Below are 11,930 nucleotides of genomic sequence, written 5' to 3'. Positions count from 1 at the left end.
CCATTGGCCTGTGTTCCAGAATGTCCACAAGTTTTGTCAAAAACGGTGTTCTTTTCAGATGATAAGGATCAGGAAAGCAAAGCCTCCGGCAGAAGCATGGAGTATTAAACAGAGTGGCGCAGCTTACGCTGCGCCACTTCATTTTTTAACGTCTCTATTTGCAGAAACCAGAAGTAAAGAGCTCCGTCAGGAAAATACATGCCCATACGGATGGATGACGGCGTTTCTGTGCTCTGCTTTTTGAATATACGCGGTCAATTTGGCGCGGAGCGTTTCGCGGATCTCATAGTAGTCCGGATCGTCGATCAGATTATGCAGCTCGTAGGGATCATTGTAAGTGTCAAACAGATACTGGTCCACATAATCATCGCTGTAAGGGACCGCTTTTCTGAGCGTGTTGCGGTAATGGTTGGTGTCAAACCTCGCTCCCATATCCAGCACTTCCTGAACATGGGGGGCGTGCACACAGTACTTCCAGCGCTCGGTACGGATTCCGCGCGCCAGTTCCGCTTCGCTGATCTGATAGAATACACAATTATCCCAGCCGTCGCCGCGCATCAGCTGATGGAGCGGAGGTTCTTGGAACGTGTCGGGAGCAGAGACGCCGGCCATCTCCAGGATGGTGGGCGGGAGGTTGATCAGGCTGACCGGCTCGGTCTTCGTGATACCGCCTCTGAAATCGTCAGTTCCTTTAATGATGAGCGGGATGCGGAGACAGGAATCAAAACACTGGCGTTTATGCTCGCCGTTCATAGTCTGGAAGTGATCGCCATGGTCGCTGCAGTATATGATAACAGTGTCATCATAGATGCCCTTTTGGCGCAGCGTGTCGACCAGCCGTCCAACGTTTTGATCCAGCGCATGGCAGCTGCCAATGTAGTCCGCATAGCGGCCGTTGTCCCAGTCTCCTTTGTACATACCGTGCTTCAATGCTCATGTGCGGTAAAGTCACACACAAGAATTTGATTGACGGCAGCCCCTATTCCGAAAAATGAAAGTTAAAAATATTTCACTTTCCCTATTGACATACGCAAATAGGAGTGATATATTTATAACATCGCAAGTGCGAAATATATAACACAGAGGAAAGAAATATGAATAAAAAAGTATCTTTAAGAGAAATTGTTGGAACAAAAATAATCTACGCAATCATTCTTGCATCTTACTACTGGATGTGGGCAAGAACGGATTGGAAAGACTGGTATCCAACTTTACAGCTTGTACTTGGCTGTTTCCTTGCTGCTTTTTTTGCATTTCAGCAAATGAGAATTACGAAATACAAAAAGGAAGGTGTTGATGAAATGGCAGAGCGAAACTTGAAACGGTGTGACTCATTTTGTTTGAAGATTTTTGTTGCTGTTATGGTTGTAGTTGCTTGGGGCTGTGCTATTCTTGGTCATGTTAATGCTATCAATATGGGAATGATTGGATGGATTATTGTTTTGTCTATTTTGATTTTATCTATCATTCGGACATTGATGTTTGTGATTATAGATAGCAAGGGGGTATGATATGGCTCTTGTTACAAAAATTAAAGAATATCGTGAGCAGGCAGGATATAAACAAAGCGAACTTGCAGAGCTTGTTGGTGCGAGACGAGAAACAATCGTTCACCTTGAAAATGGCAGATATAATCCGTCCCTTAAATTAGCTATGGATATTGCAAAAGTATTCCATGTGACTGTTGAGGACTTGTTTGAATTTGTTGATGAAGAAAAATGAGGTATCTGCAACGGTTATTTTCACGATGAACGCTGGCCCTATCTGCGCGAACTGTACGAGATGTTTCAGCACGACTATATGCAGATTCTGCCTGATATGAACCGATACGGCGAGTATTTCGCCACCAACCAGGAGTCCATCCTTTTTCTAAAATAAGGTAATGCTTTTATCCTGGGCCGCGGCCAAAACGATCCCCGCCGTGCTTTTGGGAAGACACGCCTTCTTTTCCCCAAGCCCGCCTGCAACAGGCAGACCCGCAATTCCAAAACAGCTGAATTTTTCCTCCCCTGCATCCAGGAGAAAAACAGTTGGACCCCGCTTCCCAGTTTTGATCCGAAAAAACCGCCTGAACACCATGTTCAGGCGGTTTTTTGACTTGTTTGGAATGCTATCTGGTGGTTACAGCCCCGTCCCGTGCCCGGATCTTCAGCTTCATGGCTGTGTATTCCCGGTCGGTGATGATCCCTTTTGCCAACAATGTCTGATTGAAGTAAACCAGCATCCCCTGCTGGTAGGCCTGTTTTCTGGAACAAGAAGCGGACATAACGCAACACTCCTGTACTCCTTGTAAGGATATATGGCTGCAAGCTGCCGGAAGAGGTGCAACGCCTCCGTTTTCTGATTTATCCTGTCCAGACAAGTCTCAAAAAATACTCGACATTCATCTCCCATGAATTTCCATGTCCGCTCCATGTTCAGGGTACAAAAGGATACACCAGTCACACTTTTTCGATGTTTCCTTGGTCTTTCGTATCACCTCCCTCTTATTTGATGGCACGAAAAAAGGGCCTGACCGTTTTTAGTCAAGCCCCGCAGATAATGAGGCACCCGGTATTTGATATAGCTGTAACTGCCGTACTCCGTGACCTTCTCCTCCCGCTCCAGTATGTGACAGCCGATGGGGGCGGCAAGGGCCGTATCATCCGGTGCGAAACAGGTCTCCACCTTCGGCTCCCCCAGGTTCTTACTCCTGGTCCACATCTGAGCGCCCACCGGACGGCCCTCCACGCTCTCTTTCGTCAGGTACAGGGCCAGGGTCTCATAGTCCCGGTCCCGCACGTATTCCAGGTCTATAATGTCCCCGTAGGGCCACAGGCTGCGGATGGTCTCAATATCCCGCTCCGTGGCGTTGATCACCAGGTGGTGGTGTAACCGGGCCTCCCCGTGCTTCTCCTCCGTGGTGTAGACATATTTCAGCTCTTGCCCCCTGGCCTTCCTGTGCTCCCGAAGCTGCCGCAGGAACTTGCGCACGTTCTTCACCGCCCCGGCCCGCTTTGCCGGGAGATCGGCGTCCCGGTAGGTCAGGGTGACAAACAGGTCCTTTCCCACAAAGTTGGCCGCCAGCAGCATTTCCAGCCGCCCACGGGCGGTTTTGTCGTTCATGGCCTTCTGGGCCGCTGTGGTCATGCGGGACTTCTCCGCCCTGGCCCTCGCCCCGTCCCGGGGCTCCGGGGCCGTGTATAGGATGGTCTTGACGATGCACCCCGCCGTGATGGTCTTTTTTCGCTTTGCCATGTGCCAGCGCCTCCTGTGGATAAAATAAGAGCCAGGGCAACGGCTCCCCATGGAGCGGGAACAGCTGCTCCCACTCGTTCACCGTTGGCTCTGGCTCAGGCGCAAAGGCTCAGGCGCTGGCACATGTATGCACTTGCCGTCAGTGAAGGGCCGGGCCCTCCCCGGCTTTTGTATCCTGCACTGGCCCTCAAGGCTCTGGCATGTTTTGTCAATCCGGGCCGTCCGGCCCCAGCAGGTCCACCCCGTTCAAGGGGAACCTGTAATATTTCCCGGTGCTGTTCCAGAACCAGGTATCCCGCCACACTCCATCGTGGTCCAACAGGATCACCTGCTCCTTGTTGGCGTCGATGATGCCGCCCCCAGTCGGTCCGCCTGTCCAGCTGCTGCAATAGACCGGCTGGCCGTGCATCTGTTTCAGGTGGTTCAGAGTCAGGGGCGGATTCTCCATCCGCACTGCTGCGTACCGCAGAGCCTCCAGGGCAAGGGCCGACATACTCCGCTCCGGCTCCTTCAGGGCCAGTTGGCTCAGCTGCTTAAAATACTTGACGCCCGCCCGATACTCATCCTCTGTATTCGTCAGATAGTTCATACTGCTTTTTCTCCTTTCTGTTCCGGGCGGATCAGCCCGGCCGATGGGGACCACATACGACCGCATGGCACCGGGTCCCGCTCCGCCTCCAGCGCCGGGCGCATGAGGAGGGCCGCAAGGGCTTTCATAGCCTCGCCATGTACCGCCTCCACCGTTACAGGACCATGCTCCCACAGGCCCGCCAGCGAGGCCACAGAGGCCGCGTGGAGGGCCACAACGACCCTGTGGACCGGGCAGCCGTCCCCGCCGTTCTCCCAGCCTGTGGCCCGGATGTAGCGCAGCCGCTGGCCTTGCTTATCCCGTACGGCCCGCAGCCAGTCCCGGACCTGGAGGTCCGCCAGCTTCCGGGAGGGAGCCTTTGTGCCTTCTCCGTAGGTAAGCGTCACCAGCTGGGCCCCTTCCCGGAAATTGGCCGCAAGCAGCCCCTCCAGCTTCTCCCTGGAGTTTCTGAAATTAGCCCGCCGCTGCACAGGCGGAGTGTTGGTACCTCGCTGCCCCATGTGGTCCTCCTTGCTGTCTGGAGCGGGACAGAAGGCCTGTCCCGCTCCGTCATGTAACTGCCTCTGACTCTGTTATTTCACCCTGGAGACCGGATTTCCCACATCATTGGGGTCCCAAGCCTCCAGAGGAGCCGGACCGATACACTCAATCATCTGCCAGGAGACCGGACAGCGCTTTCTGGGCGTCCACCACTTCCGACACCTGAACGCCTCGCTGCTCATCAACAGCGGCGCAGACGTGCGCACCGTCTCCGCCTCCCTGGGACACTCCCAGGTGACCACCACCCTCAATATCTACGCCCACACCTTCGCAGAGGCACAGGCCCGTGCCGGGGAGGCCGTGGCCGAGGCTCTGGCCCTGGGCAGCACTAAGAAGGCGAGTGGCAGCGCATGAGCCAGCACCCATATAAAACACCTTGGAGCGGGACCGCCGTGCAGAACGGCAGCTGTCCCGCTCCTCTTTTGTGTCCAATTCGGACACCGCCCAAATCCGGCAAATCCGCAGACGTCTGCGCATTTGGAGCGGTTCAAATTACCACACGTATGGTAATTTGGGAAAAGAGATCCTCCGTGGCTCAAATCCGTCAACGTTGACGGATCTCCCCAGCTCCCCAGTAAATCCGAAAGCGCTTTCGGATTTGGATCAGGAACACACAGGCCCTTCAAAACGGTCAGCGCTGGCCGTTTTCATCCCCTCGAATCGCCCTCCAAAATCCGTCAGCGCTGACGGATTTGACGGCTAAAATGCCCGTTTTTCAGACCCTAACGGCCAAGTAACGGCCAAACTGCCCTTTGGTGCAAAAAGAAAAATCCCGGAACCCTTGCAAATACAGGGGTTTCGGGATTTTTTCGGTGGTGCGGCTGACGGGAGTCGAACCCGTACGCCCATCCGGACACAAGCACCTCAAGCTTGCCAGTCTACCAATTCCAGCACAGCCGCAAAGCGCGGTTTTTTCAAACCGCTAGATTATTATACTGTCCCTGCCGGGATTTGTCAACGGGATTTTTGCAATCCGCCCTTATTCCTAAGCTTTTTGTTGGGCTGCGATGGCCTCTCGTTCCTTCAGCAGCTCCTCATAGAGCTGATGGGTATCCCACTCCCGGTTGGTCTCGGTCATGACCGCCTTTAAGGGAATGGGAGGCAGCTTGGCCACACGGATGACCTCCAGCACCTGATGAAGAAGGGCATCGCCCAGGCCGCAGAAGACCAGCATAGCCTCGGGAATGGCCTCGCCAGCCTCAGCGGAAGCCTCGCCCTTCCCCTCGGCCAGTTCGGCCAGAGAGACATGGTAACGATCGGGTCCCACGGGGCGCATTCTCAGGCGCAGCATGGCAAAGATCTGGCGCAGCTTGGAAAACTCCGGGCCGGAACAATTATACATCAGTATGGTGCCTGATTTCATGGTTTTCGTCCTTTCTTCAGGGAGCGGACGGCCCTTCTAGGCCGTCCGCTCCCTTCTTTTCTTTTGTTACACCTGGGCCAGAGCCTGCTCGATATCCGCGATGAGATCAGCGGCGTCCTCAATACCGCAGGACATACGCACCAGGTCGGGAGTAATGCCGGCGGCCACCAGTTCCGCATCGTTCATCTGCCGGTGGGTGGCGGAAGCGGGGTGGAGGCAGCAGGTCCGGGCATCGGCCACATGGGTCTCGATGGCGGCCAGTTTCAGGTGCTTCATGAAGGTCTCAGCGGCCTTGCGCCCGCCCTTGACCCCGAAGGACACCACGCCGCAGGTGCCGTTGGGCATGTACTTTTGGGCCAGGTCATAGTACTTGTCCCCCTCCAGACCGGGATAGGTGACAAAGCTGACCTTGGGGTGGTCCTTCAGGAACTTGGCCACAGCCAGACCGTTCTCGCAGTGGCGGGCCATCCGGACGTGAAGACTCTCCAGACCCAGATTCAGCAGGAAAGCGTTCTGGGGGGACTGGATGGAGCCAAAGTCCCGCATCAGCTGGGCGGTACACTTGGTAATAAAAGCGCCAGCCTGGCCAAACTTTTCTGCATAAGTGATGCCGTGGTAGCTGTCGTCGGGGGTGCACAGGCCGGGGAATTTATCAGCGTGAGCCATCCAGTCAAACTTGCCGCTGTCCACGATGCAGCCGCCCACCCCGGCACCGTGGCCGTCCATATACTTGGTGGTGGAGTGGGTGACGATGTCGCAGCCCCACTCGAAGGGACGGCAATTGACGGGCGTGGCAAAGGTGTTGTCGATGATCAGGGGCACGCCGTGGGCGTGGGCGGCCTTGGCGAAGCGCTCGATATCAAAGACGGTGAGGGCGGGGTTGGCGATGGTCTCGCCAAAGACAGCCTTGGTATTGGGGCGGAAGGCAGCCTCCAGCTCCTCGTCAGTACAGTCGGGCTCCACGAAGGTGAACTCAATACCCATCTTCCGCATGGTCACATGGAACAGGTTATAAGTGCCGCCATAAATGGTGGAGGAGGCCACCACATGGTCTCCGCAGTTGGCGATATTGAAGACAGCGTAGAAGTTGGCCGCCTGACCGGAGGAGGTGAGCATGGCGGCGGTACCGCCCTCAAGGTCGCAGATCTTGGCCGCCACATAGTCGTTGGTGGGGTTTTGGAGCCGGGTATAGAAGTAACCATCGGCCTCCAGGTCAAACAGCTTGCCCATATCCTCGCTGGTGGCGTACTTGAAGGTGGTGGACTGGATGATGGGAATCTGGCGGGGCTCTCCGTTGCCGGGGGTATAGCCGCCCTGGACGCATTTGGTATTGATCTTGTAATCGCTCATGAGGACTCCTTCTTTCTATTAGCGTGTAATTTAGCTTACTGGTGTAAAGCTCATTTGTCAATATGATTCTTGGTTCAAACTGGGGCGCGGCCCAGTTTTTGTGCCATGGCCGCCGCTCCGTTCTCCCCTTCCCCACTGTCCGGATCATCCGGTCTCCTCCTGCGTCCCGTCCGCCAGGTAGTCGGTCAACAGCGCCTCCTCCGCCGTCAAAACCTGATGGCTGCGGTAGTGGGCGGCGTGTCCGCCGGAAATGATCTCCACAGACTCGACTCCCTCGATCTGAGACAACGTCAGAACGATACAGTAGTCGGCCAGGGTCAGAGAAATATCGGTCAGCTCTCCGTAGCGCTCAGACAGGGTGACCTCCACTCTGCCAGGCTGCTCCGGATCAAAGCTGCAGTCCTGCATGGTGACCCCTCTGGGAAAAGGAGAACGCAGGTCTTGGGCGGCAGGACCTGCCAGGAGAGCCTGGACCAGTTCCGCCGGTGTGGGTTCCGCCTGCTCCTCGCCGGCGTAAGGTTCTGTTTTCAGGGCAGGCCCGTGCTTTTCCACACTGCTGGCCAGAAAATAGAGGACATACTCCCCGTTTTCGCCGTCCCCGCTCCTGCCGCACCCGGCTATTCCCGCCAGCACCAACAGGGCCAGGGCCAGAAACATCCACCGCTTTTTCATGGGATCTCCTCCTCCGGGTCCGGGACGTACTGGGGGAAGCCCACGGTAAAGATACTGCCCTCCGGGTTGCGGCGGCGGGCGGTGACCCAGCCGTCATGGCGGCGTACCGTGTCCCGGACAATGGACAGCCCCAGGCCGGTACCGCCGGCAGCCCGGGAGCGGGCCTTGTCCACCCGGTAGAACCGGTTGAACACCTTGGGCAGGTCCTCCTCCGGGATACCAATCCCAGTGTCCGCAACTTCAATGAGGATCTGGTCTCCGTCCTTATAGGCAGACACATAGACGTATCCGCCGGCAAAGTTATATTTGATGGCATTCTCAATGAGGTTGAAGCAGATCTGGTACAAGTCGTCGGTGGTGCAGCGGATCAGGCACCCCGGCCTCGGAGCGGACTGGATGGTGACCCCCGCGGTATCGGCCACCGGGAGCAGCATGTTCACCGCCCGCTCCACCACGCCGGCCACATCCACCGGCCCGGTCTTTTCCACCGGCAGGCTGTCCAGCCGGGTCAAGGCCAGAAGGTGTTCGGTAATGCGGGTGAGGCGCCTGGCCTCCTCCCCGATATCGTTGACAAAGTCGCGCACCGTCTCCTGGTCCATCTGCTGGTTCTGAAGAATAGAGTCGGACAGAAGCTGGATCGATGCCAGGGGCGTCTTCAGCTCGTGGCTGGCGTCGGAAACAAAACGCCGCCGCACTTCCTCCGTGGTCTGGAGGCGGTCGGTCAGCTGGTTGAACTCTTCAGCCAACTGGGCCAGCTCGTCTTTGCCCGCGGGCTGGAGCCGGTGACCGTATTCCCCCTCCCCCACGATCCGGATCGCACTGAGCAGCGCGGCGATCCGCGCGGTGAGTATCTTGGAAAACAGCGTACTCATGACCACCGTAACTGCGGCGATCACCAGGGAGATATTGCGAAGATTCTGCTGGAGGCTGAGCAGCAGGGCTCCCTGCGCCTCGTCTACCTCTAAAATATAGATGGCCCCAATGACCATGCCCCGGTAGACGATGGGACAGGCGGCCGTGGAGGTAAATACCTTATCGGAATACCGGGAGTAAAACACATCGTTCCCCCGCAGGGCTGTCACGATCTCCTGATACAATGCGTAGCGGTACTCCGGCTCCTCGGGTTCCTCCTGCTCCGGAGGGGGTGTCCCGCCCCAGTCGTCCCGGGTGCTGTCATACAGGATCAGTCCGGCGGGATCGGTGACCAGGATCCGGGTCAGCCCCATATTGTCCAGCATGTTCATGACCCGAACCACCTGATCGGCGGACAGGGACTCCAGCTCCATCAGGGCCGAAGCCATCACTGCCGCCTGGCTTTTCAGCGAATCCCGCTTGGATGTGAACAGCAGTTCCTGAGAGGCCATCACCGGGTAGGTGTTCATCAGCACCAGCACCACCGCGAAGATCACCAGATAGCTCATGGCATATTTCATCTGGAGCGAGGCAAACAAGGGTACTTTCTTGCGCCCACGCTTCTCCGTCCCGTCCATAGCCTCAACTCCTCCGGAAAAATGGACTCATCCGTTCTTGTCCTCCGCCCGATTGGACAGGTAATATCCCACGCCCCACTTGGTACGGATGTATTCGGGGTTGGCGGGGTCCAGCTCCAGCTTCTCCCGCAGACGGCGGACATGGACGTCCACCGTCCGGTAGTCCCCGATATACTCATAGCCCCACACCACATTCAGCAGGTTCTCCCGGCTGTACACCCGGCCCGGGTTCCGCATCAGCAGCTCCATCAGGTCGAACTCTTTGGCGGTCAGCTCCACCCGCTGGCCGTCCTTCCAGGCCGCCCGCTCCCCGGAGTCCAGGCGGATATGGCCCACCGTCAGCGTGCCGCCGGACTGCTTCTGCACCGCCGCGCCCGAGCGGCGCAACAGCGCCCGCACCCGGGCCTTCAGCTCCAGGATATTGAAGGGCTTGGTGATATAGTCATCGGCTCCGCACTCAAAGCCCATGATCTTATCCGCATCCTCTCCCTTGGCCGTCAGCATAATGACGGGCACGTTGGAGAACTCCCGGATCCGCATACAGGCCTGGAGACCGTCGATCTTTGGCATCATCAGGTCCAGGATGATCAGGTCAAAGCCCCCCTCCCGGGCCAGTTCCACAGCCTGCTCCCCGTCGTAGCCCGCTTCCACTTGGTAGCCCTCGTGCTCCAGATTGAATTTGATGCCCTTGACCAGCACCTGCTCGTCGTCCACCACTAAAATTTTGGCCATTTATTTCACTCCTCGCCCCTCAAGGGCCGTTCACTGTCACATACTCCCGCAGGCCGTCCAAGATTCCCTGACCGATGCCGGACACCTGGGTCAGATCTTCCACCGACTGAAAGGGGCCATGCTCCTCCCGGTAGGCCACAATAGCCTGGGCCCGCTTCTCTCCAATGCCGGGCAGCCGCTCGAGGTCGTACAAGTCGGCAGTATTCAGGTCAATGACCTCTCCCTCCAGCAGGCTGTCGGGGCGGCTGTTCGCCGGCTGACCGCTCTGGAACATCTCCGTCTGCTCCGTTCCCGGCCGGGCTGTGGTCACCTCGTAGGGGGCAGCCATATTCTGCCGGGCCAGAAACCAGCCTCCGGTAAACAGGAGAAACGCCGCTGTCAAGCTCAGGACCGCCTTTTCATACCGGGATATTCCAGTCATCTTTCTCCCCCCAGCTCTTGCGGACGGAGCCGTCCTTTGATATAATGTAATCCCTTCATTTCCTGCGGCGCCGTGCCGTATACATAATTAGTATAACATACATGCGGAGATTTTCCTATGAAAAAATATCGTACATTCTCGTTTCTGCTACTGATCCCCATGGTCCTTTCCATGCTGTGCGTCCCCTCCTTTGCTCTGGAAGAGCCGGAACTCCAGTGCCGCAACGCGGTGCTGGTGGACGCCAATTACGGCGAGGTGCTGTACAGCAAGGGGGCCTATGACAAGGCCTATCCCGCCAGCATCACCAAGGTGATGACCGCCCTGTTGGTGATGGAGGCCTTGGAGTCCGGTCAGCTGACCACGGACACTGTGGTCACAGTCAGCGAGCTGGCCGCCCAGAAATCCTATGCCAACGAATCCAGCGCCGACCTGAAGGCCGGGGAACAGCTGACGGTGGAGGAGCTGCTCTACTGCCTGCTTCTCCCCTCCGCCAACGACGCGGCCAAGGTCCTGGCCGAGGCGGTGGACGGTAGCATTGAGGAATTTGTGGCCCACATGAACCGGAAGGCTGGGGAGCTGGGCTGCCAGGGCACCCACTTCGTCAACCCCCACGGTCTCCACAACGATGACCACTACACCACCGCCTACGACATTTCGCTGTTCATGACCGCAGCTCTGGAATATGACCTGTTCCGCACCATCATCGGGACCGCCAGCCACACTGTTCCGGCCACCAATCTCTCCGGGGAGCGGCTTTACTACAACACCAACGGTCTGATCTCCAACCTGCACTATCTCGGCTATGTCTATGACAAGTGCATCGGCGGCAAGACAGGCTCCACCGACGAGGCGGGCCGCTGCCTGGTGGCGGCGGCGGAGGACGGAGACACTCTGCTGGTCTCCGTGGTCCTGGGTTCCGGCCCCATTGAGCAGCAGGGCTATGACAAGCTCAGACAGGGGCAATTCACCGAGAGCACCAAGCTGCTGAAGTGGGGCTTTCAGAACTTCGAGCGGGTGACCATCACCCGGGGCAGCGAGCCGGTGGACAAGGTAGCCGTTACCCTCTCCCGGCAGGCTGATGAGGTCAACGTGAAGCCCCAGGGCTCCATTACCCGCACCCTGCCCAAGGACCTGGATCTGGACAAGATCGAGACAGAGATCACTCTTTTCTCCCCCGAGGTAGAAGCTCCCGTTCAGGAGGGGCAGGTGCTGGGCACCATGAAGCTGTCCTATGAGGGCGAGGTCTACGGAACTTTGGATCTGGTGGCCGTCACCTCGGTGGAGCGCTCGGAGCTGCTGTACAAAAAGGCCCAGTTCATCGCCTTTTTCCAGAGCACCCGGGTCAAGCTGGTGCTGGTTCTGGTCTTGCTTGTGGTGGTCCTTTTGGTTTTGAAGCTGACCGTCTTCCGCAAGCGGCGGCGCTACCACTCCGGCGCGGGTGCACGGGCCCGCGGCAACTACCGGGGTACCCGCAGAAGATAAATACCATACTTTGCGTCAAAAAGCCTCTGCGGTTTTACGAAAACCGCAGGGGCT

At 57.3% G+C, this 11,930-nt stretch carries 15 protein-coding genes and 1 tRNA gene; 4 read left to right on the top strand and 12 right to left on the bottom strand.

The genetic code is table 11. The annotated features are described in order from the left end of the window. Nucleotides 1-186: 186 nt before the first annotated feature. A complete protein-coding gene (locus I6E39_RS01500; RefSeq protein WP_235379539.1) occupies nt 187-918 on the bottom strand; it encodes a sulfatase-like hydrolase/transferase in 732 nt (243 codons plus the stop codon). 176 nt (nt 919-1,094) lie between these two features. Between I6E39_RS01500 and I6E39_RS01495 the strand changes: the two genes are divergently transcribed. Together I6E39_RS01495 and I6E39_RS01490 are read left to right on the top strand one after the other, a co-directional pair. Beyond that, nucleotides 1,095-1,511 (top strand): hypothetical protein, encoded by a 417-nt coding sequence (locus I6E39_RS01495; RefSeq protein ID WP_235379538.1) that lies wholly within the window; start codon nt 1,095-1,097, stop codon nt 1,509-1,511. A gap of 1 nt (nt 1,512) precedes the next feature. After that, entirely contained in the window at nt 1,513-1,722 is a 210-nt protein-coding gene (locus tag I6E39_RS01490) for a helix-turn-helix transcriptional regulator (protein ID WP_118445563.1), read from the top strand. A gap of 388 nt (nt 1,723-2,110) precedes the next feature. Here the strand turns inward: I6E39_RS01490 and I6E39_RS01485 are convergent, their stop codons facing one another. From I6E39_RS01485 to I6E39_RS01470, 4 genes are all read right to left on the bottom strand, one after another. Next, on the bottom strand, nt 2,111-2,266 hold the full coding sequence (locus tag I6E39_RS01485; protein ID WP_235379537.1) for a hypothetical protein: 156 nt from the start codon (nt 2,264-2,266) through the stop codon (nt 2,111-2,113). Nucleotides 2,267-2,475: 209 nt separating this feature from the next. Next, entirely contained in the window at nt 2,476-3,237 is a 762-nt protein-coding gene (locus I6E39_RS01480; protein ID WP_235379536.1) for a rolling circle replication-associated protein, read from the bottom strand. A gap of 208 nt (nt 3,238-3,445) precedes the next feature. Continuing rightward, nucleotides 3,446-3,826: a coiled-coil domain-containing protein 124 gene (locus tag I6E39_RS01475; RefSeq protein WP_235379535.1), complete on the bottom strand. Its 381-nt coding sequence runs from the start codon at nt 3,824-3,826 to the stop codon at nt 3,446-3,448. Then, nucleotides 3,823-4,326 (bottom strand): hypothetical protein, encoded by a 504-nt coding sequence (locus I6E39_RS01470; protein WP_235379534.1) that lies wholly within the window; start codon nt 4,324-4,326, stop codon nt 3,823-3,825. The genes I6E39_RS01475 and I6E39_RS01470 overlap by 4 nt, the downstream gene beginning before the upstream one ends. Before the next feature lie 106 nt (nt 4,327-4,432). On the opposite strand from I6E39_RS01470, the gene I6E39_RS01465 reads away from it, so the two are divergent. Then, the gene (locus tag I6E39_RS01465; RefSeq protein WP_235379533.1) at nt 4,433-4,720 is read left to right on the top strand and encodes a tyrosine-type recombinase/integrase; all 288 of its coding nucleotides are present in this window, start codon (nt 4,433-4,435) and stop codon (nt 4,718-4,720) included. Nucleotides 4,721-5,179: 459 nt separating this feature from the next. Here the strand turns inward: I6E39_RS01465 and I6E39_RS01460 are convergent. The 7 genes from I6E39_RS01460 to I6E39_RS01430 form a co-directional block, all read right to left on the bottom strand. Further along, nucleotides 5,180-5,266 (bottom strand) — tRNA-Leu (locus I6E39_RS01460). 85 nt (nt 5,267-5,351) lie between these two features. Next, nucleotides 5,352-5,729, bottom strand: coding sequence for a DUF3783 domain-containing protein (locus I6E39_RS01455; protein ID WP_235379532.1), 378 nt, complete (start codon nt 5,727-5,729; stop codon nt 5,352-5,354). Between the two features lie 66 nt (nt 5,730-5,795). Beyond that, on the bottom strand, nt 5,796-7,079 hold the full coding sequence (locus I6E39_RS01450; RefSeq protein WP_235379531.1) for an O-acetylhomoserine aminocarboxypropyltransferase/cysteine synthase family protein: 1,284 nt from the start codon (nt 7,077-7,079) through the stop codon (nt 5,796-5,798). 144 nt (nt 7,080-7,223) lie between these two features. Beyond that, nucleotides 7,224-7,751 (bottom strand): GerMN domain-containing protein, encoded by a 528-nt coding sequence (locus I6E39_RS01445; protein WP_235379530.1) that lies wholly within the window; start codon nt 7,749-7,751, stop codon nt 7,224-7,226. Continuing rightward, nucleotides 7,748-9,241, bottom strand: a complete 1,494-nt coding sequence (locus I6E39_RS01440) for a sensor histidine kinase (protein WP_235379529.1) — start codon at nt 9,239-9,241, stop codon at nt 7,748-7,750. The genes I6E39_RS01445 and I6E39_RS01440 overlap by 4 nt, the downstream gene beginning before the upstream one ends. 27 nt (nt 9,242-9,268) lie before the next feature. After that, nucleotides 9,269-9,973 carry a response regulator transcription factor gene (locus I6E39_RS01435; RefSeq protein ID WP_235379528.1) on the bottom strand — a complete coding sequence of 235 codons (705 nt, stop codon included), beginning with the start codon at nt 9,971-9,973 and terminating at the stop codon, nt 9,269-9,271. Between the two features lie 19 nt (nt 9,974-9,992). After that, nucleotides 9,993-10,394, bottom strand: a complete 402-nt coding sequence (locus I6E39_RS01430; protein WP_235379527.1) for a ComEA family DNA-binding protein — start codon at nt 10,392-10,394, stop codon at nt 9,993-9,995. A 117-nt stretch (nt 10,395-10,511) separates the two neighbouring features. Between I6E39_RS01430 and I6E39_RS01425 the strand changes: the two genes are divergently transcribed. Then, a complete protein-coding gene (locus I6E39_RS01425; protein WP_235379526.1) occupies nt 10,512-11,876 on the top strand; it encodes a D-alanyl-D-alanine carboxypeptidase family protein in 1,365 nt (454 codons plus the stop codon). Nucleotides 11,877-11,930 lie beyond the last annotated feature (54 nt).

Origin of the sequence: Pseudoflavonifractor phocaeensis, assembly GCF_021531375.1 — a bacterium.
GTDB classification, from domain to species: Bacteria; Bacillota; Clostridia; order Oscillospirales; family Oscillospiraceae; genus Lawsonibacter; species Lawsonibacter phocaeensis_B.
Note: the sequence above shows the minus strand (reverse complement) of the source record. Positions and strands in the feature narration are given on the sequence as shown.

Bases quoted from the DNA above. Each gene is read 5' to 3' on its own strand.
- I6E39_RS01500 (WP_235379539.1), bottom strand. From the start codon at position 918: ATGTACAAAGGAGACTGGGACAACGGCCGCTATGCGGACTACATTGGC.
- I6E39_RS01485 (WP_235379537.1), bottom strand. From the start codon at position 2,266: ATGTCCGCTTCTTGTTCCAGAAAACAGGCCTACCAGCAGGGGATGCTG.
- I6E39_RS01480 (WP_235379536.1), bottom strand. From the start codon at position 3,237: ATGGCAAAGCGAAAAAAGACCATCACGGCGGGGTGCATCGTCAAGACC.
- I6E39_RS01450 (WP_235379531.1), bottom strand. From the start codon at position 7,079: ATGAGCGATTACAAGATCAATACCAAATGCGTCCAGGGCGGCTATACC.
- I6E39_RS01470 (WP_235379534.1), bottom strand. From the start codon at position 4,326: ATGGGGCAGCGAGGTACCAACACTCCGCCTGTGCAGCGGCGGGCTAAT.
- I6E39_RS01435 (WP_235379528.1), bottom strand. From the start codon at position 9,973: ATGGCCAAAATTTTAGTGGTGGACGACGAGCAGGTGCTGGTCAAGGGC.
- I6E39_RS01445 (WP_235379530.1), bottom strand. From the start codon at position 7,751: ATGAAAAAGCGGTGGATGTTTCTGGCCCTGGCCCTGTTGGTGCTGGCG.
- I6E39_RS01430 (WP_235379527.1), bottom strand. From the start codon at position 10,394: ATGACTGGAATATCCCGGTATGAAAAGGCGGTCCTGAGCTTGACAGCG.
- I6E39_RS01475 (WP_235379535.1), bottom strand. From the start codon at position 3,826: ATGAACTATCTGACGAATACAGAGGATGAGTATCGGGCGGGCGTCAAG.
- I6E39_RS01455 (WP_235379532.1), bottom strand. From the start codon at position 5,729: ATGAAATCAGGCACCATACTGATGTATAATTGTTCCGGCCCGGAGTTT.
- I6E39_RS01490 (WP_118445563.1), top strand. From the start codon at position 1,513: ATGGCTCTTGTTACAAAAATTAAAGAATATCGTGAGCAGGCAGGATAT.
- I6E39_RS01425 (WP_235379526.1), top strand. From the start codon at position 10,512: ATGAAAAAATATCGTACATTCTCGTTTCTGCTACTGATCCCCATGGTC.
- I6E39_RS01440 (WP_235379529.1), bottom strand. From the start codon at position 9,241: ATGGACGGGACGGAGAAGCGTGGGCGCAAGAAAGTACCCTTGTTTGCC.
- I6E39_RS01495 (WP_235379538.1), top strand. From the start codon at position 1,095: ATGAATAAAAAAGTATCTTTAAGAGAAATTGTTGGAACAAAAATAATC.